General features: G+C 67.3%; 21 protein-coding genes. 12 read left to right on the top strand and 9 right to left on the bottom strand.

Going from position 1 to position 22,598, the window contains the following annotated elements; translation table 11 throughout:
- Positions 1-4: 4 nt before the first annotated feature.
- Positions 5-604 (top strand): histidine phosphatase family protein, encoded by a 600-nt coding sequence (locus tag Q0Q36_RS17475; RefSeq protein WP_293799792.1) that lies wholly within the window; start codon positions 5-7, stop codon positions 602-604.
- Here Q0Q36_RS17475 and Q0Q36_RS17470 read toward each other — a convergent pair.
- The 5 genes from Q0Q36_RS17470 to Q0Q36_RS17445 all read right to left on the bottom strand — a co-directional run bounded on the left by Q0Q36_RS17470 (position 601) and on the right by Q0Q36_RS17445 (position 6,882).
- A complete protein-coding gene (locus Q0Q36_RS17470; protein ID WP_293799790.1) occupies positions 601-1,473 on the bottom strand; it encodes a BadF/BadG/BcrA/BcrD ATPase family protein in 873 nt (290 codons plus the stop codon). The two genes, Q0Q36_RS17475 and Q0Q36_RS17470, sit on opposite strands and share 4 nt — an antisense overlap.
- Positions 1,470-2,729 carry a UDP-N-acetylglucosamine 1-carboxyvinyltransferase gene (murA, locus tag Q0Q36_RS17465; protein WP_293799868.1) on the bottom strand — a complete coding sequence of 420 codons (1,260 nt, stop codon included), beginning with the start codon at positions 2,727-2,729 and terminating at the stop codon, positions 1,470-1,472. Before murA ends, Q0Q36_RS17470 begins: the two co-directional genes overlap by 4 nt.
- 572 nt (positions 2,730-3,301) lie before the next feature.
- Positions 3,302-4,120, bottom strand: a complete 819-nt coding sequence (locus tag Q0Q36_RS17455; RefSeq protein WP_293799788.1) for an ABC transporter permease — start codon at positions 4,118-4,120, stop codon at positions 3,302-3,304.
- Entirely contained in the window at positions 4,117-5,070 is a 954-nt protein-coding gene (locus tag Q0Q36_RS17450) for an ABC transporter permease (protein WP_293799786.1), read from the bottom strand. Before Q0Q36_RS17450 ends, Q0Q36_RS17455 begins: the two co-directional genes overlap by 4 nt.
- Positions 5,071-5,352: 282 nt before the next feature.
- A complete protein-coding gene (locus Q0Q36_RS17445; protein ID WP_293799784.1) occupies positions 5,353-6,882 on the bottom strand; it encodes an ABC transporter substrate-binding protein in 1,530 nt (509 codons plus the stop codon).
- Positions 6,883-7,039: 157 nt separating this feature from the next.
- Here Q0Q36_RS17445 and Q0Q36_RS17440 point away from each other — a divergent pair, with 157 nt between their 5' ends.
- Positions 7,040-8,149 (top strand): anhydro-N-acetylmuramic acid kinase, encoded by a 1,110-nt coding sequence (locus Q0Q36_RS17440; RefSeq protein ID WP_293799782.1) that lies wholly within the window; start codon positions 7,040-7,042, stop codon positions 8,147-8,149.
- Here the strand turns inward: Q0Q36_RS17440 and Q0Q36_RS17435 are convergent.
- A complete protein-coding gene (locus tag Q0Q36_RS17435; RefSeq protein WP_293799780.1) occupies positions 8,146-9,036 on the bottom strand; it encodes a DMT family transporter in 891 nt (296 codons plus the stop codon). The genes Q0Q36_RS17440 and Q0Q36_RS17435 overlap by 4 nt on opposite strands.
- 74 nt (positions 9,037-9,110) lie before the next feature.
- Here Q0Q36_RS17435 and Q0Q36_RS17430 point away from each other — a divergent pair, with 74 nt between their 5' ends.
- From Q0Q36_RS17430 to nagA, 4 genes are read left to right on the top strand one after another with little or no spacing between them, the layout of a single operon-like run.
- A complete protein-coding gene (locus Q0Q36_RS17430) occupies positions 9,111-10,037 on the top strand; it encodes an N-acetylmuramic acid 6-phosphate etherase (RefSeq protein ID WP_293799778.1) in 927 nt (308 codons plus the stop codon).
- Positions 10,034-10,867, top strand: coding sequence for a GntR family transcriptional regulator (locus Q0Q36_RS17425; RefSeq protein WP_293799776.1), 834 nt, complete (start codon positions 10,034-10,036; stop codon positions 10,865-10,867). Before Q0Q36_RS17430 ends, Q0Q36_RS17425 begins: the two co-directional genes overlap by 4 nt.
- Positions 10,864-11,895: an SIS domain-containing protein gene (locus Q0Q36_RS17420; protein WP_293799773.1), complete on the top strand. Its 1,032-nt coding sequence runs from the start codon at positions 10,864-10,866 to the stop codon at positions 11,893-11,895. The genes Q0Q36_RS17425 and Q0Q36_RS17420 overlap by 4 nt, the downstream gene beginning before the upstream one ends.
- Positions 11,895-13,007, top strand: a complete 1,113-nt coding sequence (gene nagA / locus Q0Q36_RS17415; protein WP_293799770.1) for an N-acetylglucosamine-6-phosphate deacetylase — start codon at positions 11,895-11,897, stop codon at positions 13,005-13,007. The genes Q0Q36_RS17420 and nagA overlap by 1 nt, the downstream gene beginning before the upstream one ends.
- Before the next feature lie 27 nt (positions 13,008-13,034).
- Here the strand turns inward: nagA and Q0Q36_RS17410 are convergent, their stop codons facing one another.
- Positions 13,035-14,378: a GAF domain-containing protein gene (locus Q0Q36_RS17410; protein ID WP_293799767.1), complete on the bottom strand. Its 1,344-nt coding sequence runs from the start codon at positions 14,376-14,378 to the stop codon at positions 13,035-13,037.
- Between Q0Q36_RS17410 and Q0Q36_RS17405 the strand changes: the two genes are divergently transcribed.
- Positions 14,377-15,438, top strand: coding sequence for an NAD(P)H-binding protein (locus Q0Q36_RS17405; protein ID WP_293799764.1), 1,062 nt, complete (start codon positions 14,377-14,379; stop codon positions 15,436-15,438). The two genes, Q0Q36_RS17410 and Q0Q36_RS17405, sit on opposite strands and share 2 nt — an antisense overlap.
- Before the next feature lie 96 nt (positions 15,439-15,534).
- On the opposite strand, the gene Q0Q36_RS17400 is transcribed toward Q0Q36_RS17405, so the two are convergent.
- Entirely contained in the window at positions 15,535-15,870 is a 336-nt protein-coding gene (locus Q0Q36_RS17400; RefSeq protein WP_293799762.1) for a hypothetical protein, read from the bottom strand.
- Between the two features lie 422 nt (positions 15,871-16,292).
- Here Q0Q36_RS17400 and motA point away from each other — a divergent pair, with 422 nt between their 5' ends.
- Both motA and Q0Q36_RS17390 read left to right on the top strand, forming a co-directional pair.
- The gene (motA, locus tag Q0Q36_RS17395; protein WP_293799759.1) at positions 16,293-17,150 is read left to right on the top strand and encodes a flagellar motor stator protein MotA; all 858 of its coding nucleotides are present in this window, start codon (positions 16,293-16,295) and stop codon (positions 17,148-17,150) included.
- 28 nt (positions 17,151-17,178) lie between these two features.
- Positions 17,179-18,051, top strand: a complete 873-nt coding sequence (locus Q0Q36_RS17390) for a flagellar motor protein MotB (protein WP_265056173.1) — start codon at positions 17,179-17,181, stop codon at positions 18,049-18,051.
- A gap of 137 nt (positions 18,052-18,188) precedes the next feature.
- Here Q0Q36_RS17390 and Q0Q36_RS17385 read toward each other — a convergent pair whose 3' ends face one another.
- A complete protein-coding gene (locus Q0Q36_RS17385) occupies positions 18,189-18,500 on the bottom strand; it encodes a hypothetical protein (protein ID WP_293799754.1) in 312 nt (103 codons plus the stop codon).
- A gap of 236 nt (positions 18,501-18,736) precedes the next feature.
- Between Q0Q36_RS17385 and Q0Q36_RS17380 the strand changes: the two genes are divergently transcribed.
- The 3 genes from Q0Q36_RS17380 to Q0Q36_RS17370 form a co-directional block, all read left to right on the top strand.
- Entirely contained in the window at positions 18,737-19,891 is a 1,155-nt protein-coding gene (locus Q0Q36_RS17380) for an ABC transporter substrate-binding protein (protein ID WP_293799751.1), read from the top strand.
- A 145-nt stretch (positions 19,892-20,036) separates the two neighbouring features.
- Positions 20,037-20,912, top strand: a complete 876-nt coding sequence (locus tag Q0Q36_RS17375; RefSeq protein WP_293799748.1) for a branched-chain amino acid ABC transporter permease — start codon at positions 20,037-20,039, stop codon at positions 20,910-20,912.
- Positions 20,909-22,598: branched-chain amino acid ABC transporter ATP-binding protein/permease (locus Q0Q36_RS17370; protein ID WP_293799745.1), on the top strand; the 1,690-nt coding region annotated here is incomplete at its 3' end. The genes Q0Q36_RS17375 and Q0Q36_RS17370, both read left to right, overlap by 4 nt.

Raw genomic sequence — 22,598 nt, 5'->3', positions numbered from 1 at the left:
CTCCATGCCGACCGTCTATTTCGTTACCCATCCGGAAGTGGTCGTCGACCCGCAGATCCCGGTGCCAGACTGGGGGCTGTCGACCACCGGCTGGAAGCGCATCGAAGCCTTCTGCCAGCGACCGGAGCTGGCTGGTGTCACCGACGTCTTCACCAGCGACGAGCGCAAGGCGATGGATTGCGCTGAGGCCTTCCAGCGCGCGTGGGGGTTGCCCTTCAACGCACGCGAGGACCTGCGCGAGAACGACCGCTCGGCGACCGGCTATGTCGCGCCGCCGCGCTTCTGGGAGATCGTCGACCAGTTCTTCGGGGAGCCGGATACCAGCGTCCTCGGCTGGGAGACGGCGCGGGCTGCGCAGGCGCGGATCAGGACTGGCATCGCCGCTTGCATAGCGGCCCGACGCGGCACCGGCGACCTCGCGATCTTCGCGCATGGCGGCGTCGGCACATTGCTGCTCAGCAATCTCCGTGGCGAGCCGATCTCGCGCAAACATGGTCAGCCCATCGCCGGAGGTGGCTGCTATTTCGCCTTCGACATGACCAGCCGGGCGTTGCAGCATGGCTGGCACGACATCGTCCCCGAAGAGGCCGACGCCGGATCTTAGGCCCTCGGCCGCACCAGCGAGAGCGCCCCGGCGATGGCATCGCTCTTCACATGGCTTAGCCGCCGCCGGACATCCGGCGCGAGCCAGGCTTCCATCGCCGAGGACAGGCCGCCGATCAGCGCGACCCGCGGCACGGCACGATCGAACAGCGTGCGCACCATCGCGTCGATCATCGCGGCGGCGTTCTGCATGATCATGCGGGCATGGGAATCGCCGAGATCGGCATGGCGCAGCACCAGCGGCGCCAGCGTCGCGTAGTCGGTGGCATGGGCCTTGTCCATCCAGGCGACGACCTCGAAGGGGTCGGCCTCGAAGCGCGCCAGCACATCCCTCGTGAAGCGCGTTTCCGGCTCGCGTCCGTCATGGGCACGCAGCGAGACGCGGATGGCGGCGAGGCCGAGATCGGCACCGCTGCCCTCGTCGCCGATCGGAAAGCCGTAGCCTCCGATCCGCAACTCCTCACCATTGACGCGGGCAAGCCCGATCGAGCCCGTGCCGATGATGACGATGCCGCCATCCTCGCCGTCATGCGCACCGAGACAGGCAGCAAGCCCGTCGCTTTCGAACACGGTTTGCGCAAAAGGCGAGTTCCAGGCGGCGAGCTGCTCGCGGATGCCCTTGCGTCCGATGCCGGCAAGGCAGATGCCGGCGCGGATGCGCTCGAAATCGGCCTCGGTCAAACCGGCCTCCGAGATAGCGCCGCGTGCCGCATGCATCACGGACGCGAGCGAGGTTTCGAGCCCGAGCCGGAGCGAAGCCGGGCCGGCGATGCCGGAGCCCAGCACCTCCCCGGCCGCGGTTTCAAGGCGGCAGCGGCAACCGGTACCGCCGCCATCGACGCCGAGATAGAGATCGGCCGGCGCGCTCATGCCGGGACCCGCTCGATATCGGCACCGCAGCGCTTGAGCTTGCGGTCGAGCGCCTCATAACCACGGTCGAGATGGTAGATGCGGCTGACCACGGTCTCACCCTCGGCGACGAGGCCGGCGAGCACTAGGCTGACCGAAGCGCGCAGGTCCGTCGCCATCACGGGTGCCGCCTTCAGGCTGGCGACGCCACGCACGGTCGCGCTGGTGCCTTTCAGCGTGATGTCGGCGCCGAGCCGAACCAGCTCCGGCACATGCATGAAGCGGTTCTCGAAAACCGTCTCGCGGATCAGCGAGGTGCCGTCCGCCACGCTCATCAGCGCCATGAACTGCGCCTGCAGATCGGTCGAGAAGCCGGGATAGGCCTGGGTCATGATGTCGATGCCGGTGAGCCGGCCCGGGCGCGTCACCATCAAGCCGCGATCGCTCGGCCAGAGCCGGACACCGGCCGCTTCCAGCGCCTCGCCGACCGCCGCGAGATGCTCGAGCCGCGCGCCGACCAGCTCGAGCTCGCCGCCGGTGATCGCGGCGGCGACCGCATAGGTGCCGGCCTCGATCCGGTCGGCGACGATCTCGTGGGTCGCGGGCGACAGGCTCTTCGCGCCCTGGACCAGCAGGCGATGGCTGCCGATGCCCTCGATCCTCACGCCCATCGCGGTGAGGCAGCGGGCGAGGTCGAGCACCTCCGGCTCCTTGGCGGCGTTGACGATCTCGGTCTCGCCCTTGGCGAGGCTCGCCGCCAGCAGCGCCGTTTCGGTCGCGCCGACCGAGGAGAACGGGAAGACGATCCGCGCACCGCTCAGGCCGCGTGGCGCCTTGGCCTCGATATAGCCGCCCGCCACGTTGATCTCGGCGCCCAGCGCTTCGAGCGCCTTGATATGCAGGTCGACCGGCCGCGCTCCGATGGCACAGCCCCCCGGCAGCGAAACGCGCGCCTCGCCGAACCGCGCCACCAGCGGTCCGAGCACCAGGATGGTCGCCCGCATCTTGCGGACGATGTCGTAGCTCGTCTCGCGTGGCCCGGCCTTGGCCGCGTCGAGCGTCAGCGCATCGGCGCCGCGGCCGGAAAAGCTGACGCCATAGCCTTCGAGCAAGGCCTGCATCGTCTTGACGTCGACGACATCGGGCAGGTTGCGCAGCGTCAATGCCTTGTCGGAGAGCAGCGCCGCGGCAAAGGCCGGCAGCGCCGCATTCTTCGCGCCGCGGATCTCGACCGTGCCGGACAGCCTCTGGCCGCCGCGGATCAGGAGTTTGTCCATCAGCCCTGTCTCCTTTGACTGACGCGAGCCCTCATCCTGAGGAGCGATCGCAGATCGCGTCTCGAAGGATGTTCCAGCGTGCACTGGAACATCCTTCGAGACGGCCCTGCGGGCCTCCTCAGGATGAGGGTTGGTGTTCTGGTGGGGCGTCATCGACTTTTCATAGCGCAGGAAGCGGTGCAGCGCGCCGGCGAATTCCCGCTCGTAGTCGTCTGCGGCCTGCCAGCCGGCGCGCTCGTAGAAGCGCCGCGCGCCTTCGTTGTTGGCGAAGACTTCGAGCGACCGGGCGCCATTCGCCTCGGCATGAGCGAGCAGCGCGGCGCCATGGCCCTGTCCGGTCTCGGCAGCGAAGAGCATGGCGATATGCCAATCCTTGACCAGCAGCACGCCGCGCACGCCGTCTTCGTCGAGGATGGTCAGCTCCGCCAGCTCACGAGCGAAGCGCGCCGCGAAATGCGCCTGATCGAAGCCGAGCGCGGCATCGCCGATGATCGGGCGGAAATGCGTGGCATAGGCCTGCGCCATCAGCGCGGCGGCCGGCGCGATATCGGCCGCGACCGCCCGGCGGATGATCACGACTGGCCCCGGAGCCGCGGATCGAGCTCGTCGCGCAGCGCGTCGCCGAGCAGGTTGAAGCCGAGCGAGAGCAGGAGGATGCCGAGCCCGGCGAAGATCGCGTTCCACGGCGAGAGCAGCACGAAATTGCGCCCCTCCGCCAGCATCAGGCCGAGCGAGGGCGTCGGCGGCTGAGTGCCGAGCCCGAGGAAGGAGAGCGAGGCCTCGACCAGGATCGCCGCCGAAAGCAGGAGCGAGCTCTGCACCAGGATGACCGAGGCGAGGTTGGGCAGGATATGGCGCAGCATGATCCGCAGATCGGTCGCGCCGATCGAGCGGATGCCGGCGACGAAATCGCTCTCGACCAGCACCATGGCCGGCCCGCGGATCAGCCGCGCGAAGATCGGCACATAGACCACGGCGATGGCGATGGCGGCGCTCTCCGTGCGCGGTCCGAGCATGGCGATGATGCCGATCGCCAGCAGCATCACCGGGAAGGCGAAGAGGATGTCCATCGCCCGCATGATGATCCGGTCCCACCAGCCGCGATAGAAGGCGGCGAGCAGGCCGAGGCTGCCGCCGATGATCAGCGCGAGCCCGACCGCGATGCCGCAGGCGATCAGCGCCGTGCGGTAGCCGTAGAGAATGCGCGAGAGGATATCGCGGCCGAGATGGTCGGTCCCGAGCCAATGCGCGACGCTCGGCCCCCGCATCCGGGCGACGATGTCCTGCGCCAGCGGGTCGTAGGGCGCGACCCAGGGCGCGGCGAGCGCCAGCACGATCTGCAGGGTGACGAAGATGCCCGCGACGAGGGCGATGCGGCGGCTCTGGCTCATGACGCGGTCCTGAGCCGGGGATCGATCAGCGCATAGGCGAAATCGACGAGCGCGTTGACCAGCACGAAGCCGACGGTGACGACCAGGATCGTTGCCTGGACCAGCGGATAGTTGCGTTCGGCGATGGCGCCGAGGATCAGGCGGCCGAGGCCGGGAATCGAGAACACCTGCTCAACCACGATCGCGCCGCCGAGCAGATAGCCGGTCATGATGCCGACGCTGGTGACGAAGGGGATCAGCGCGTTGCGCAGGGCATGCCGGTAGAGCACGGCCCGTTCGCCCAGCCCCTTGGCGCGGGCGGTGCGGATATAGTCCTGGCCGAGCGCATCGAGCATCGCGGTGCGCACCAGCCGCGAGAGATTGGCCAGAATCGGCAGCGCCAGCGCGATCGCCGGCAGCAGCAGCCGCTGGAGATTGCCGAGCGGGTCTTCGCTGAACGGCACATAGCCGAGCGAGGCGAAGCTCGGCGCCAGCGTCGCCACCGCGATCAGCATGACGATGCCGAGCCAGAATGAGGGGATGGTGAGCCCGGCGATGGCACCGACGCGCAGCACCAGATCGGCCCGCCCTCCCCGCCAATGCGCCATCAGGCAGCCGAGCGGGAGCGCGAGCCCCGCGCCGAGCACGAGCGAGAACAGGGTGAGCTGTAGCGTCGGCCAGATCTGGGCGGCGATCTCCTGCATCACCGGCCGCCCGGTCCAGATCGAGGTGCCGAAGTCACCGCGCAGGGCATGGCTGAGCCAGACCCAGTATTGCTCCAGCAGGGGCCGGTCGAGCCCGAGCGCGCCGCGCATCGCGGCGACGCGCTCCGGCGTTACCTCGGTATTGGCGCCGAGCATGATCGCCACCGCGTCGCCCGGGATCAGCCGGATCATCAGGAAGACGATCACGGAGATCCCGAACAGCACGATCACGAGGTCGAGGCTGCGCTGCAGCAGATGACGGAGCATGCCTCGACCTAGAGGCTGCTATGGGCTGTGGAAGCGATTTGACGCTGGCGATTTTGCGCTAATGCAAGGAGTTCGAGGACGCAAGCCTTCCGGCTTGCTACGAAGAACGACACGGCAGTCGCGCAAAAGCGCCGCGCCCTGCGGGTGAGGTGAAAACGCTGGAGCTGCAGCGTCGCACCGCTTGCCGATACCGACGTATCGGCGGTGCGATGCTCCTCCCATCTCCAGCGTTTTGACCTCATCAAATCGCTTCCACAGCCCATAGCAGCCTCTTTGCTCCAATCAGCGCAGGCTGGCGCGGCCGAGCGAGACCAGCGAGCGGTTGGCGTAGATGTCGTAGCCCTGCAGGTTGCTGCGCACCGCGCTGAACAGCGTGGGATAGGCGATATGCGCCGCCGGTCCCGTGCAGCCTAGGATCTTCTGCGCGTCCCGATAAGCGGCCTGTCGTGTCGGCTTGTCGAGCGTCGCGCGGCCCTTGTCGAGCAGCGCGTCGAGCTCGGGATTGCTGTACTTGAAGACGTTTGTCGAGCCGCCGGTGCGGAAGGCGCGGTAGAAATAATCGTCGGGCTCGATGCTGCCGGCATTGGTCGAGGCGAAGAGGTCGAAATTCGAGTTGCGCCAGTCCTGCACGAACTGGCCGAGTTCGGGGTTCTTCAGCTCCACCTTGAAGCCGGCCTTGCCGAGCTGCTGCTGCACCACCTGCGCGATGTCGCGGATGTCCTGGCGCGGCAGCACCGTCATGCTCACCGTAATCGGCGTCGCGACGCCGGCCTCCTTGAGCAGCGCCTGCGCTTTGGCCGGGTCATAGGCGTAGCAGGGCAGGTCCTTCACATCGACCGCCCAGTCCTTCAGCACGGCCGGCAGCGGAGCCGCCGGCGCGCCCGCGCCGAACAGCGCGGCGTCGATGATCTCCTTGCGGTTCAGCGCGTAGTTCAGCGCCTCGCGCACCTTCGCATTGTCGAAGGGCGGCTTCGACGTGTTCATGCCGATCAGCGTGTAGGCGAGCTCCGTCGTCTCCTGCATCGCGATATTCGGCTTGCCCTTGAGCTGGAGCGCGGTCGCCGCATCGATATGCGGCAGCAGCGCGAACTGGCCGTTGCCGATGCCGACCTGGCGGGTCGCAGCCTCCGGCACAAAGTTGAACTTCACGCCCGCGAGCTTGACCTCGGCGGCGTTCCAGTAGCCGGCATGTTTGGCGAGGCGGATGAAGCCGTTCGGCTGCCATTCCTCGAACTTGAACGGGCCGGTGCCGACAGGTGCGCGCTGCAGCGCGTCCTTGTTGGTCTCCAGCCCGCGCGGCACGATGGCGATGCCGGTGAGCGAGGCGAGCAGCGGCGCGGAGGGCTCCTTGAGCTTCAGCTCCAGCGTCGTCGCATCGATGGCGGTCGCGCTCTCCATCGCGGAGAGGCGGCTGGCGAGCGGCGAGCCGACATCCTTCGACAGCACGCGGCGCAGCGACGAGGCGACATCCTCAGCCTCCATCGGCTTGCCGTCATGGAAGGTGACGCCGGGACGCAGCTTGAAGGTCACGGTCTTGCCGTCGGCCGAGGCGGTCCAGGACTGCGCGAGGCCCGGGATGATGTTGAGGTCCTTGTCGAGCGCGGTGAGCCCCTCGTAGATCGGGCCGAGCACGATCTGGGACGAGGCGAAGGCGGTCACGATATGCGGATCGAGCCCGGCGGGTGAAGCCTCGACGGCAACCTCCAGCACCTGGGCCGAAGCGGTGCCCGCGAGCAGCGCGAAGGCGGCCGCCGCGACGCTGCAACGCAAGGCGCGACGCAGCCCGGAATCCTGTTTCACGACACGAAGCATGACACCCCTCCTGTTTGATTGACGGCGCCTGTTCCGACGCTCGTATGAACCCGATCGCATATGGACCACTTACGGACCAATCTGGACAAGGCTTAGCCGATCGCCTAGAGCCGGTGCAAGCCTCGAAGCAGCGACTTCGAGGGTTTGCAGGGGCGAAATGACGATGCGTGACCTCGACAAGCCCATATTGACCGCGATCGGCGTGATCAGCGGCACCTCGATGGACGCGATCGACGTCTCGATCGTCGAGAGCGACGGGCGCGAGACGCTCCGCTTCGGCGCCGGCGCCGGCTACCCCTACCCGCCCGAGACCCGCCGCCAGTTGCAGGCCCTGGTCGCCAAGGCCGAGCGCGCGGTGACGGAGCCGCTGGCCGAGCTCGAAGCGGCCGTGACCACGGCCCATCTCGATGCGGTCAGGCGCTTCATGGCCGAACAGGGCATCAAGCCGGAGAGTGTCGATCTCGTCGGTCTGCACGGCCAGACCGTCTATCACCGCCCCGAAATCCGCTTCACTCGGCAATTGATCGACGGCCCTGCCGTGGCGCAGGCGCTCGGCATCCCGACGGTGGATCGCTTCCGCCATGCCGATATCGAGGCCGGCGGCGAGGGCGCGCCCTTCGCGCCGCTCTATCATCGCGCGCTCGCCCAGGGGCTGGAGCAGCCGGTGATGGTGCTGAACCTCGGCGGCGTCGGCAACGTCACTTATATCGACGGCGACGAGGTGATCGCCTTCGACACCGGTCCCGCCAGCGCCATCCTCGACGATTTCGTCCTGCGCCGCCTCGGCAAGACCTACGACGCCAACGGCACGCTGGCAGCGAGCGGCAAGGTCCGCGAGGACTTCGTCGCCGAGTTCATGGTCAATCCCTATTTCGACCGGCCGGCACCCAAATCGCTGGACCGCAACGATTTCCACCGCCGTGCCCAGGTGGTCGAAGCGCTCTCCGACGCCGATGGCGCGGCGACGCTCGCGGCCTTCACGGTCGAGAGCGTGGTCGATGCGCTCAGGCATGTGCCGAAGGCGCCGCGGCGCTGGCTCGTCACCGGCGGCGGGCGCCTCAACGGCCATTTCATGCGCCGCCTGCACGAGCGTCTCGGCGTGCCCGTCGAGCCGGTCGAAGCGGCTGGCTGGGCCGGCGACGTCATCGAGGCGCAGACCTTCGGCTATCTCGCGATCCGCTCGGTGAAGGGGCTGCCGCTCAGCCTTCCGGGCACCACTGGCGTGCCCTACCCCTTGACCGGCGGGCGGCTGAATCTACCGGGCTAACGTCTGAGCAGCCAGCAGGCGCCGATGATCAGGGCGGCGCCGATCATGGCCTGCGGCGTCGGCATCTCCGAGAAGAAGACGAGGCCGATTAGGATCGCCCAGATCAGCCCGGTATATTCGACCGCGATTAGGCGGCTCGCCTCACCTCGTGCGAAGGCCAGCGCCAGCGCGACATGACCGGCAAGGCCCAGCGCACCGATCAGGATGAAGGCCGGCCAATCGGCGGAGGCGACCGGCGCCCAGAACAAAGCTGCCGGCAAGGCGAGGATCACAGCCGGGATCGCCGACTGGAACAGCGCGATCGTCAATGGCGGATCGCCGCGCTTGGCCCGCTGGCGCAGCAGCACCACCGAGAGCGCATAGGCCACCGCGCAGCCGAGCACCGCCGCGATCCCAAGCGCCCGCTCCGGCGCGATCGCCTTGAGGCTGAATCCGCCGGCCGTGACCATGACGCCGACGAAGCCGAGCGCCAGCGCGAGATAGACCATCGGCTTCGGCCGCTCACCCAGCAGCGGGATGGCGATCAGCGCGACCAGCAGCGGCGCGATGAAAGAGATGATGAAGACCTCCGCCAGCGGCAGCACGGAAAGCCCGTAGAAGAAGCCGAGCGTCGACAGCGCGACCATGACGCCGCGCAGCAGGTTGCCGGTGATGACGCCGCGATCCGGCAGCGGCGCCCGCAGCACGAGGAACAGCAAGGCGCCCATCGCAGCCGTCACCGCGAAACGCAAGAAAGTCAGGTGCAGGGCGCTGTAGCGCGGTGAAAGCTCCTTCACCACGCCGTCCATCGCCGTCAGCAGGGCGATGCCAACAAGCCCGAGCAGGAAGGGCGGAATGGCGGCTGTCAGGCGGGCGGGACCGGAAATCTGCGGTTCTGGCTGCGACATGGCTTCCCTGTCCGCTTCCGGCTTGCTACTGGGCTAAAGTGGACTTAATTTGGTCTGGTCACAAGAGGCAGTTCATGGCGACGGAAGATGTCAGCGCACGCTTTCAGGATCTCGATGCCTGGGGCGATCTCGATATCCTGAAGGCGCTCTACGAGGGCCAGCTCGCGGCGGTCGCCGCGATCGCGACCTCACTGCCGGCGATCGCGGAAGCGGTCGCCGCCGCTGTGCCAAAGCTCGAAGCCGGGGGGCGCCTGATCTATGCGGGCGCCGGCACCTCCGGGCGCATAGGCGTCCAGGACGGCGCGGAGTTGACCCCGACCTTCGACTGGCCGGCGGAGCGTCTCGGCTTCGCCATCGCCGGGGGCGACGAAGCAATCCTGCACGCGGTCGAGAATGCCGAGGATTCGGTCGATGACGGCACCGAGGCGATGCGCCGCGCCGAGATCGGTCCGAACGACGTCGTCATCGGCCTCGCCGCCAGCGGCCGCACGCCCTATACGCTCGCCGCGATCGGCGAGGCCAAGGCCCGCGGCGCTCTCACGGTCGGCGTCGCCAATAATCGCGGCTCGGCGCTGCTGCGCACCGCCGATCTCGCCATCCTCATCGAGACCGGCGAGGAGGTCGTTGCCGGCTCGACCAGGATGAAGGCAGGTACCGCACAGAAGATCGTGCTCAACCTGTTCTCGACCCTGCTGATGATCCGGCTCGGCCGCGTCTATCGCGGGCTGATGGTCCATATGCGGGTCACCAATGCCAAGCTCCGGCATCGTGCGGCCGAGATGGTCGACACGATCACCGGCTCCGGCCTGGAGGCGGCGGCCCGGCATCTCGACCGCGTCCATGGCGACGTCAAGCGTGCCACGCTGCTGGCCAGCGGCGCCGATGTCGCCCTTGCCGAGATCCTGCTCGCTCGCCATCGCGGCAATCTGCGCCTCGCCCTGGTCGATCTCGGTGCCGGGGCGACGGACAAGGCCCCGGCCGCATCCAGGGCGGCGCCGTGAGCGAGAGCTCTCCCGGACGTGGCTCGCGGCGTCAGCGCGAAGCCGCCTCGGGAACCGCGCTCGAAGCGATGCCGATGAAGCAGCAGGCGATCCTGCAGGCGCTGGCCGGCGACGACCCGACGCCGCGCTATCTCAGGCTCGCCGGCGCGCTGGCGCGGTTGATCGAGAGCGACGTCTTCCAGCCGGGCGACGCCGTGCCCTCGGAGCGCGATCTGGCGCAGCTCACCGGCTATGCCCGCGTCACCGTGCGCAACGCCATCGACGAGCTGATCCGTAGCGGCACGCTCTCGCGCCGGCATGGCTCGGGAACCTTCGTCGCCTCGCGCATCGAGCAGCCGCTTTCGGTGCTGGCGAGCTTCTCGACCGATATCGAGAATCGCGGCGGCCGCCCCGGCTCGGTCTGGCTGTCGAAGGAGGTTGCCCGGCCGAAGCCACAGGAATCGATGGCGCTCGGCCTCGGTCCCGGAGACAGCGTTACGCGCCTCACCCGCGTCAGGACGGCCGATGGCGAGCCGCTGGCGATCGAATGCGCGGTGGTGCCAGCGAGCATCCTGCCCTCGCCGGACCTGATCGAGTTGTCGCTTTACGCAGCGCTGGCGCAGCGCGGCGCGGTACCAGCCCATGGCGTGCAACGCATCCATGCCGGCCTCGCCACCGCCGAGGAGGCCAGGCATCTCGGCGTGCCCCCCGGCAGCGCCCTGCTTCGAATCGAGCGGCGTGCCTTCCTCGCCAACGGCAAGCCGGTCGAGTTCACGGTCTCCGCCTATCGCGGCGATCGCTACGATTTCGTCGCGACCCTCAAGGGTGAAGCCATGGGGCCGCAATCATGAGCCAATCCGACCGGACGCTCTCGCGCATGTCGCGCGAGGTCGCCGAAATCCCGCAAGCCGCCGCCCGCCTGCTGGACGAGCAGCGGAAGGCGATCGCGCAGGTCGCGGCGGCGCTCGACATGGGTCGCATCAGCCATGCCGTGGTCAGCGGCCGCGGCAGCTCCGGCCATGCCGGCACGCATCTGCGCTATCTGATCGAAACCCGTCTCGGCCTCAGCGCCGCACCCGCCGCTCCCTCGGTGGTGACGCGCTATGGTGCCAATCCCCGCCTCGGCGAAGCACTTTACATCCTGATCTCGCAATCCGGCCGCAGTCCCGATCTGGTTGCCGCCGCCGAGCAGGCGACGGCCGCCGGCGCGCAGACCATCGCCATCGTCAACGACGCGAACTCGCCCGCCGCGCTGGCCTGCCGCCATGTCATCCCGATCGCCGCCGGGCCGGAACTCGCTGTCGCCGCGACCAAGACGGTGGTGAACACCATGCTGGCCGGCCTGCTGCTGGTCGCTGCTCTTGCCGAGGACGAGGCGCTCGCCACCGCGACGCAGACCGCCCCGCAGCGGCTGGCACAAGCGCTCGCGCTCGACTGGTCGCCCTGGGCACAGCGCCTCTCCCCTGCCCCAGCCGGTTTCGTGATCGGGCGCGGTCTCAGCCTCGGACCGGCCCGCGAGGCGGCCCTCAAGGCTGCAGAGGTGCTGGGCGTGCCGGTGCTCGCCTATAGTGCGGCCGAGGTCCTGCACGGGCCGAAGGCGGCGATCCGCAGCGCGCACCCGATCCTCGGGCTCAATGCCGGCGGCGAGGTTTCCGACAGCATCGAGGACGCGCTGGCAACGCTCGGCCGGCAGGGCAGCCCGGTCTTCTCGGGCACCGGAGCGCAGCCGAGCCTGCTCGGCCTCGGCCCGGGCGAAACGGCGCTCGATGCCATCGCGCAACTGGTACCGGTCTATCGCGCGCTCGAGGCGGAAGCCACCCGGCTCGGCCGCAATGTCGACAGCCCGCCCGGACTGCTCAAGGTCACGGAGACACTCTGATGGCGGCAACCCGGCAGGCCTGGCGCGCCAGGCGCCTGTTCGACGGCACGCAGATCCTGGACGACCGGACCGTCGTCGCCGAGGACGGTATCATCAGCGCGATCCTCGCGAGCAACGCCAGCCCCGGTTGCGCCGTCGAGGACCTGCCCGAGAATGTGGTGCTAGCGCCCGGTTTTATCGACATCCAGGTCAATGGCGGCGGCGGCGTCATGCTGAACGACAGCCTGACCGTCGAGGGCATCGCCACGATCGCCGCCGGCCATGCCCGCTTCGGTACGCGCTTCCTGCTGCCGACGCTGATCAGCGCCAGCCGTGCCGAGATTGCCCGCGCCATCGCCGCGACGCGGGAAGCCATCGCTCTGGGTGTGCCGGGTGTTCTCGGCGTGCATCTCGAAGGCCCCTTCATCAATCCCGCGCGCAACGGCGCCCATCCGCTTGCCAATCTGCTGCGGCCGGAACCATCCGATATCGATTTGCTGGCATCGCTGGGCTCTGCCGGCGTGACGCTGGTAACGCTGGCGCCCGAATGCGTGCCGGAGGGCTTCATTCGCGCGCTGGTCGATCGCGGCGTCAGGGTCTGCGCCGGCCATACCAATGCCACCGCGGCGGAGATGGCGCGAGCGCATGCCGAGCGGCTTTCCGGTGTCACCCATTTGTTCAACGCGATGTCGCAGCTCGGCTCGCGCGAGCCGGGTGTCGTCGGTGCAGCGATGTCGGATCTCGGGCTCGCTGCCGGCATCATCGCCGACGGCCATCATGTCGCCTGGCCCTCCTTCCAGGCGGCTTTCCGCGCCATCGGGCCTCAACGGATGATGCTGGTCACCGACGCGATGGCGACGATCGGCTCGCCGCGTGATGCCTTCGAGCTGTTCGGCGAGACGATCCGCGTCAGTGAAGGCCGGTTGGTCAATGCCGAGGGACGGCTGGCCGGCGCCCATCTCGACATGAACACCGCGATCCTCAACGCACATCGCCATGGCGGCGCTACCCTGGCCGAAGCCCTGGCGATGGCCAGCACGACGCCGGCGGCCTATCTCGGCCTCGCCCACAGCCACGGCCGGATCGCGCCCGGGCGCAGCGCCACCTTCTCCGTACTGCGGACGGCAGCCTGACCCACGGGCGGGCTTGCACCCGCCCGGCTATGCCCCTGCCGTGCCGAGAGCCAGCGTGCCGTCGGCATCCAGCCGGACGCGCCCCCTGCCGACACGGATGAGGCGAAGCGGGGCCTGCTTTTCCTCGAGCCGGCGACGCAGCAGCAGGAGCCGTGTTTCGAGATTGTCCTTGATATCGGGCATCCCGGTTCCGGCCGCCAAGCGCATTTCCCGGTTCGTGAATTCGTTCCGTCCTTCGCCGAGATGCCATTCCACCATCAGGCGCAGCAGCGCGCCGGCGACGCCCTTCACGATATAGGTGCCGTCGACGAACACGCTGTCGTCGAACCGATGGTGAACGATGCTGATCCGTCGTCCCGCAGCGACCGGAGCAGCCGATAGAGCGGCCTTTACCGACTCGGCTGCCGCGGCCTCCCGCTCGCTATTGGCGAGAGCGCTGGCCGCCTGCCCCGCCAGGATTTCGAGAGCCGCCTCGTCGTCCTCGCGGAAAGCCAGCCGCTGCGTGCTTTCAATGAAGAGCACGCCCCGCACCCCATTGCGGGCGATCATAGGCACCGCGATCTGGCCCATGGCCTCCGGCAATTGCGGAAAGGCGACGGTGCGCGTCAGGTTTTCGGCAGCGTCGGCCTCCTGCGCGATCGCCTCGCCGAAACGCCGCACGCGGCTCATGTCGCTGACCTTGATCGTCTTGGCCGTCGCCGCGGCCGTGCCGATCAACCCCTCGCTGCCGGCGATTTCCGAGCCCAGGCCCGAGCGCGCGTAGCCGATGCTTCCGGCAGTGATCATGCAGCCGCGGTGGCTGTCATGAATGAGGACGAGCGCATTTGCATATCCGAGCACCTGTCGGATGGCTGAGAGCAGGCCGTCGATGATGCTGTCGGCCTCGGCCGCCCGCTCGACGGCCTTGATCGCTTCCGACAGGGCGGGAAGCCTGACAGGCGCGCGGCTGACGGCAGCCGGGGCGGTCTCGGCATCGGAGGGAACCTCCTCGATCGCATGCACCCGGAAGATATCCGCGCTCCGCAGCCGCATCACCTCGGACATGCCGACCTGCGCGCTGCTCGCCTTGAGCTGAAGCGCGATCCTGTCGAAGAGCGGGCCTGTGTCGACCGATCGCACGAAGCCGATATCGAGCAGGAACTGGGCGCCGGTGAAGCCGTTGACAAGGATCAGCGTGACCTTGGGATTGGCGCGGATATTCGCCGCCGTCTTGGCGAAGAACTGGTTGGAGAGCGCCACATGCTCATCGTCGACCCGCACCACGTGGGAGAGATAGGAGATGTTCGGCATGCCGTCGGCCGAAGCGGTGGCGATGATCGAGGGGATGACGCCTTCGAAGCACGAAGCGAGATCGGACAGGTGCAGGCTCATGGCCCCCCGCGCCGGCCAGCATGCCGGCCAGCGGACCGGGCGTCTGGACATAGATCTCGCTTGGCGGTTTTTCTGCGGCCTCTGCGATGATAAGAACCCACCTCCGTCCAATCAGCATGGACCGGCTCCGCATTTCGGCCCGCCCGTAAATGTGGATTGGCCGGCGGCGCGGGAGTCCAACATGTTTGCGATCGTCGGCGCCGCCGGAAAGGTCGGCTATTCAACATCGCGGGCCCTGCGCGGAGCCGGCCTGCCGGTCAGGGCGATCCTGCGGGATCCGGCGAAGGCGGCCCGGCTGGACGAGATCGGATGCGAGGTCGTCCAGGCCGACCTGCAGGATACGACGACCCTGGCGCAGGCAATCAAGGGCGCCGATGCCGTGCAGATCATTCTGCCCGTGGCGCCCCAGGCGAAGGACACGATCGCGGACATGCTGCGATCGATCGAGAGCCTTGCTGCGGCGCTCGAGCGGGCCCGTTCGCAGCAGGTGCTCGCGATCTCCGACTATGGCGCACATGTCACCGCCGATATCGGAATGCCCAGCATGTTCCGCGCCTTCGAGGAGCGCCTCTGCCGGGTCGGCGGCCGAAAGCTGTTCCTGCGATCGGCCGAGCATATGGAGGGCTGGGCGCGCACCATCCCTCAGGCGATCGCATCCGGGACGCTGCGCAGCTTCCACGACCCGGTCGACAAGGTTCTTCCGATGATCTCCGCGGCCGATCTCGGCCGGATCGCCGCCGATCTCCTGTCTCGCACCGCCGAGCGGAAAGAGCGGGAGATCGTCCATGCCGAAGGCCCATGCCGGTACAGCCCCGCGGATGTGGCGGCCGCGCTGAGCGAATTGCTGGGCCGGACTATCGAGGCTCAGGCCGTGCCGCGATCACAGCGGCAGAGCAGTCTCGAACGGCTCATGAGCGCCAGCGCGTCCGAATTGCTGTTCAAGCTTTACGACGCGCATCGGAAAGGCGGCCTGATCGAAATCGACGCCTCCGGCGGCACAGTTCACCATGGCACGACGAGACTTGTGGACGCCCTGAAACCATTCGTTCCGCAGCACTGAAGGCTAGCACGGATCGCTCGCCGTGATCTGCGAAACCTGTCTCACGAAAAAGGCGAGGCAGCTCTGGTCCAAGCCGCCACCTCGCCGGATGAATGATCAACGCCCGTAATAGCCGCGCTCGAGACTATTGAGCGGTGGCCGTTGGGGGTGGAAATCGTAATAGCCGTACGCGCCACCATAGCCATAGGGTCCAACCGGATCGCCATAACCCGGGTGGCTGTAATAGCCGGAACCGCCGTAATAGCCTTGGCGAGCCATGTTTTCCTGAATGATCATCAGGCGCTCGCGCTTCGCCTCCGACATGGAGAACGCAACGGGGGCCTTGTCGAGACGCTGCGCGATGCCCAGCGGGAGCTCCTCTCCGGCGTGCGCCACGGCCGCGGATACAACAAGGCCCGCGCCCAGCAGAGCAGAGACAACATACCGGTGCATGAAACCCTCCTTTTGCTCGCTCGATTGGAGCATTCGAAGGAAGAACGCGACCTGAACGGATTTGTTCTCTCGCGTTCATCTTGCTGAGCCCAGGCGCTTGAGAGAACGGCCCGGGTGCGACACGCGCGTCCGCATTGGGCGGTTCCCACTGGCCGGCTTGCCAAGAAGCCGGGCGTGCTCCCCGATACTGACCCCAGCACCATGCGGGAGCTTTCGGTACGCGAGCGTGGAGGCGTCATCGCCTGGGATGCTGGTCTTCGCCCTCGACCGGCACCCCTCCAATCCCGGCCGGAGAAGGACGCTGACAGACCTGCCAGCCCCTGGCCATAAACTCGCCCTTAACCTTGATCGGTCATTTCGTCGAACTCGTTAAGTGGCTTCGCGCGGGCGCTGTACCTGCTGCGGCGCGAGGGTGGCAAACCATGCGGCTGATCGTCGGCACAATCATCGTCTTCGTCTGCGTCTTCGGCAGCTACGCGGCGATGGGTGGCCATCTCGAGGTGCTTTGGCAGCCGTTCGAGTTCGTCATCATCCTCGGTGCAGCGATCGGTGCTTTCGTCATCGGCAACCCCGGGCCGGTGCTCAAGGCCGTGCCCAGCATGCTCGGCACGCTCATGAAGGGCCCCAAATACAAGCGCGAATCCTATGTCGAACTGCTGGGGATGCAGTATTCACTGTACAAATTCGTGAAGCAGAAGGGCATGCTCGCGGTCGAGGAGCACATCGAAAACCCCCACGATTCGTCGATATTCAACGCCTTCCCGACTTTTGCCGCGAACCATCACGCGGTCGAATTCGTCTGCGACTACATGCGCATGTTGACGATGGGCGCCAACAACGTCCACGAGATCGACGCTCTCATGGACGAGGAACTGGAGACGCACCACCAGGAGCAGGAGCGTATCGTCGCCGCCATGCAGTCGCTCGCCGACGGAACGCCGGCGCTCGGCATCGTCGCGGCCGTGCTCGGCGTGATCAAGACGATGGGGGCGATCACCGAGCCGCCGGAGGTGCTGGGACATCTGATCGGCGGCGCGCTCGTCGGCACCTTCTTCGGCGTCTTCGTCGCCTATGGCTTCTTCGGACCCATGGCGCAGTCGCTCAAGGGCACCTTCGAGGCGGAATCGAAATACTACCTGTCGCTCAAGGCGGGCCTCCTGGCCCATATCAGCGGCCAGCCGCCGGTGATGGCGGTGGAATTCGCCCGCAAGGCCCTGATGAGCGACGTCCGCCCGACCTTCAGCGAAGTGGAAGCGGCAACCGCCGACCTGCCCACCTAGATCTGACCCAATCTCCAGTGGGGACCCGATGGCCAAGCCCATCCAGCCGATCATCATCAAGAAGGTCAAGAAGGCCGCCCATGCGCACCATGGCGGGGCCTGGAAGATCGCCTATGCGGACTTCGTGACCGCCATGATGGCGTTCTTCCTGCTGATGTGGCTGATCAGCATGACGACGCAGGAGCAGAAGATCGGCCTGGCGGAGTACTTCGCGCCGGCGGCTCTCAGTCCTTCGAACAGTGGCGCTGGCGGCGTCCTGATGGGAAGTGCCCTCGACAAGTCGGGCAACAGGACGTCCGTGCCCCGCGACATTGCGAGGGGCACGACCGGGCAGGACGACAAGGCTCGCCCGACCAACGCGGGCCGCGCCAGCGACCGTGAGATCAGCCGGCCGGCTGCCAGCGTACAGGCCAACTACAGCGCCATAGCCAGCCTTCGGCAGGCGCTCCAGAAGATGCCGGAAATTGCCGAACTGTCGCGCAACATCGTGATCGAGCCGACCAAGGAGGGGTTGAACGTTTCCCTCGTGGACGAGAACGGCCGCTCCATGTTCCCCGAGGGATCGGTCCAGCCCTACGACCGCACCCGCCTGGTGCTGGAGGCACTCGCCCCCACCCTGCGCCGGATGCCCAACCAATTGTCTATCGCCGGGCACACGGCCGCCGCGAGCCCGGGCTCGGCGCCGGCCGTCGATTCCTGGAGCCTCACCGCCGGGCGCGCGCTCGCCGTGCGCGAGATTCTGTCGGGCGCCGGGCTCCCCAACGACCGCTTCACCTCGGTGGTGGGACGCGCCGATACCGAGCCGCTCTTCGTCGACAATCCCTATATCCCGCCGAACCGACGGGTGACGATCACGCTGCTCAATGCGGAGCCGCCGCTGCCCCCGGGCGCCCTCCCCTGACGAAACGGCGCCACTGCCCGTCCGACCCGTTTGAGCTTGGGAGCAGTGGCGGACACGACGCAAGAGCTCGGCCGTCGCGCCGGATGGCGGCCTTGAGGCGTCGACGCGCTGTGACGCGCCCTGCGTTTGGCAGGCCCTCAGTGCATGGACAGGGGTCGCGTCCGGATGCTCCCCAGCACGCACACAATGCCGTGAGGATCATTGCCGATCTGAGCCTGATACTGCTCGCAGGCGATCCGATGGGTGGCTTCAGCCGCGTCCTTCGATGAACAGCTGATATTGGCGGCCGGGGCCTTGGCCGGCTCCCATCCCACGACCGGCAGCACTGCGGCGGCGATGTCGCCCGAGCCGCTCAATTGGATGTATTGGAGCTGGGCAGCAGTGTGAACGGGGAAGCTTGGCCCACTGCGGACGCTCGGAAGACCCGCTAGCCGACGTTGCAGCTTCAAGGGAGGCATCCCGACCGAGCTCGGCTGTTTTCTGATATTCTCAACGTCCGATTTTGGGTGATGCAGCTTGGCCCGGTCGCCAGCCTGCCGCGAGAGCCTTGCGGGCCGGAAAAGAGTCTCTCGGCATAGACTAAAGGATGACGGAGAATGCGGTTCTGGCGAGCCCGCAGATAATCCATCATCGCCGTAATCGGGCGTTCAGATCCGATCTAATCCATTAAATCGGGAGGATAGCGATGAATCTCACTCGTCGCGGATTTACGACGGCGCTTGCCGGCGGCATTGCCGCACCTGCCGTCATCCGCACCGCTTTCGCACAGGGCGCGACCGTCAAGATCGGCATGGTCGTGCCTATGACGGGCGCCGCCGCCGAATCCGGCTCCTTCGCCCAGACCGGCGCCAAGATCGCGCTGGAAGCCGTCAACAAAGCCGGCGGCGTGCTCGGCAAGCCGCTCGAGCTGATCTTCGAGGACGACCAGACCACCAATCCCGGCGCGGTGCTGGCCTTCTCCAAGCTCGCGAGCCAGCCGGATATCGTCGCCTTCCTCGGCTCCATCCGCTCGACGCAGATGCATGCGATGGCGCCCGACATGCTCAAGGTCGGCAAGCCCGTCGGTTTCGGCGGCACGGACCCCAACCTCACGAAGCTCGGCAATCCCTGGCTTTTCCGCTTCCGCCCGAACGATTCCTATTCGGGCAAGGTGATCGCGCAGTTCGGCGCCAAGGAGCTAGGCAAGAAGAAATGGGCCATCGTCCATTCGACCGACGCCTTCGGCACGGCCGGCGGCAAGGCGCTGGCCGACGCCCTGCCCGATAACGGCGCAACGCTCGCCCTCGATCAGGGCTATGCCAACCAGAGCCAGGACTTCACGCCCGTCGTGCTGGCGGTGCGCCAGTCCGGCGCCGATATCCTCGGCACCTATTTCACCTTCGAGACTGATCTCGGCATCTTCGCCCGGCAGTTGCGCCAGCTCGGCGTCAACATCCCCTGGGTCGGGTCGCCCTCGATCGTCAACATCTCGGCGCTGAAGCTTGCGGGGCCCGCGCTCTACAACACCTATGGCGTCGCCGATTACGCCGAGGATTCGAGCGAGGCCTCGAAGGCCTTCGGCAAGGCCTATCGCGACGTCCGCAAGGTCGCGCCGGACAACCAGTCGTCCTGGACCTTCGACGCCGTGACCTGCCTCGCCATGGCCATGAACAAGGCAGGCTCCACCGAGCCGGAGAAGGTGCGCCAGGCCATGCTCGCCATCCGCGGCCACAAGGGCGCCGAGGGCGAATACAATTTCGACAAGAACGGCGACGGCCTGCACGGCTACAACATCGTCAAGAACGACAAGGGCGACATCAAGTTCGACAAGCGGATCGACTTCACGCCGAATCTCGGCTGACCCGTCGGCCCCGGCTCCGGTTCTCTGAAGCCGGGGCCGGGGCCCGCCGAAGCGCCCTGCGCATCCCGTACCACGCCTTCCGCAGCAAGCGGCCTTGGCCGTTCGCTGCGGAGGACCGATCGGCCCCACCAAGCGCGGTAGATAGATGGATCTCGTCCTTCAGCTTCTTTTCACGGGAATCGGCATCGGCTCGGTCTATGCGCTGGTCGCGCTGGGCTTCGTCCTGATCTTCCGCGCCACCAATGTCGTGAACTTCGCCCAGGGCGAGTTCTCGATGGTGGCGGCCTTCCTAATGGTGGTCTTCTCCCTCAAGATCGGCCTGCCCTACTGGATGGCCTTCGTCCTGGCCCTGGTCTGCATGGCCTGCCTGGGCGCGGTCTTCAATCTGGCGGTCTACTACCCGCTGCGGCATCGCACCTATTTGCCGGTCATCATCTCGACGATCGGCGCCTCGATCTTCATGGCCAACACCACGCTGGCGATCCACGGGCCGGAGCCCGAGGTGCTCTCCGGCTGGTTCGACACGCCCGGCTTCATGCTCGGCCCGGTCTATCTCGACAACCAATACGTCCTGATCATCGTGGTCACGGCGCTGCTGGTCGTGCTGCAATACTGGTTCTTCGAGCACACCCTGCTCGGCAAGAAGCTGCAGGCGACCTCGCAGGACAAGGAGATGGCCTCGCTGCTCGGCATCCCCGTCGCGGTGATGATCATGATCACCTTCATCTATTCGGCGGTGATCGGCGGCATCGCGGGCATTCTCGTCGCGCCGGTGCTCTTCGTCTCGATCGGCATGGGCGCCACCATCGCCCTGAAGGCCTTCGCCGCAACGATCATCGGCGGCTTCGGCGACGTCACGGGCGCGATCATCGGCGGGCTCGCCCTTGGCGTCATCGAGACCTTCGGTGCGGCCTATATCTCGGTGCCCTACAAGGACGGTTTCGCCTTCCTGGTGCTGATCGCCTTCCTGATCTTCCGGCCGCAGGGCATCTTCGGCGAGCGCGTGGCGGAAAAAGCATGAGCACGACCGAAACCTCCGCCGCTGCCGGGGATGTCAGGCCGCGCCTGCGCTGGGGCGTCCCGGCCTTCGTCCTGCTCGTGCTGGCCGCGATGGTGCTCGCCATCGCCGTGCCGAAGACTGGCTACATCCTCAACATCTCGTTGCAGGCGACGACCTATGCCATCGCCGTCCTCGGCCTGACGATCGTTCTCGGCCTGTGCGGCCAGATCAATCTCGCGCAGGCCGCCTTCTTCGGGCTCGGAGCCTATGCGGTCGGCATCGGCCAGACCGAATACGGCCTGAACTTCTGGGTCTGCCTGCTGATCGGCACCGGCATGGCGGCGGGATTCGGCGCGCTGCTCGGCGCCTCGACGCTCCGGCTCGGCGGGCATTATCTCGCCATGGTCACGATCTCCTTCCAGCAGATCGTCACGCTCGTACTGATCAACTGGATCCCGGTCACCAAGGGGCCGGACGGCGTGCGCGCCATTCCCCGCCCAGGCTTCCTCGCCGACGGGTCCAGCTATCTCGCCTTCTGCATCGCCATGCTCGCCGGCCTCGGCTTTCTGGTCTGGCGGCTTCGCGACACCCGGCTCGGCCGCGCGATGCGGGCCGTGCGGGACAACGAACTGGCCGCCGGTGTCGCCGGCATCGACGTCTACCGGACCAAGGTCACCGCCTTCGCGCTCTCCGCCATCCTCGGCGGCATCGGCGGCGGCCTCTTCGCCGGCGGCTTCGCCTATGTCAGCCCGGATCAGTTCTCCTTCGCGGAATCGGTGGTCTTCCTGACCATGGTGCTTCTCGGCGGCGTCGCCTCGCCGATCGGCGCCGTCATCGGCACGGGGCTGCTGATCCTGATCCCGGAATGGCTGCGCTTCCTGAAGAGCATCCCCGGCCTCTATCTCGCCATCTACGGCGCGGCGGTGATCTTGATCGTGCTGTTCATGCCGGACGGGATCTGGGGCTATCTGCGCGGGCAGTTGGATCGCTTCAAGCGCGCCGTGATGCCCAGTCGCACGGCTGCGACGCTCGCCTTGTCCGGCGGCGGCGAGGGCACCGAGACCGTGATGGAGGTGCGCGGCCTGTCGAAGCATTTCGGCGGGCTGAAGGCGGTCGACGAGGTCGATCTCACCATCAAACGCGGCGGCGTGCATGCGCTGATCGGCCCGAACGGCTCCGGCAAGACCACGACGCTCAACGTCCTCTCCGGCCTCTACCGGGCGACCGCCGGCAGCATCAAGCTCAACGGGCAGGACGTGACCGACCTGCCGCCGCATGCCCGCACCAAGGCCGGGCTCGGCCGCACCTTCCAGAACATCCGGCTCTGGCGCTCGATGACGGCGCTGGAGAACGTCATGGTCGGTGCCGAGCGACCGGGCAGCGCGGTCGACAACGACCCCGCCGCACTGCTGGCGCGGGCGCGGGCGGCGCTCGCCTTCGTCGATCTGGAGGATCGGGCCGACGAGGTCGTGGCCAACTTCTCCTATGGCCACCAGCGGGCGGTCGAGATTGCGCGCGCGCTCGCGGGAGACCCGGCGCTGCTCCTGCTCGACGAACCCGGAGCGGGCCTGAACTCCTCGGAGAAGGTCGAGCTGCGCAACCTGCTCAAGCGCATCTCGGCGCGCGGCCTGACCATCCTGATCATCGACCATGACATGACGCTGGTCAGCGAGGTCGCCCAGCACATCACCGTGCTGAATTTCGGCC

The organism is uncultured Allobosea sp. (assembly GCF_945957345.1).
Taxonomy (GTDB): Bacteria; Pseudomonadota; Alphaproteobacteria; order Rhizobiales; family Beijerinckiaceae; genus Allobosea.
Note: the sequence above shows the minus strand (reverse complement) of the source record. Positions and strands in the feature narration are given on the sequence as shown.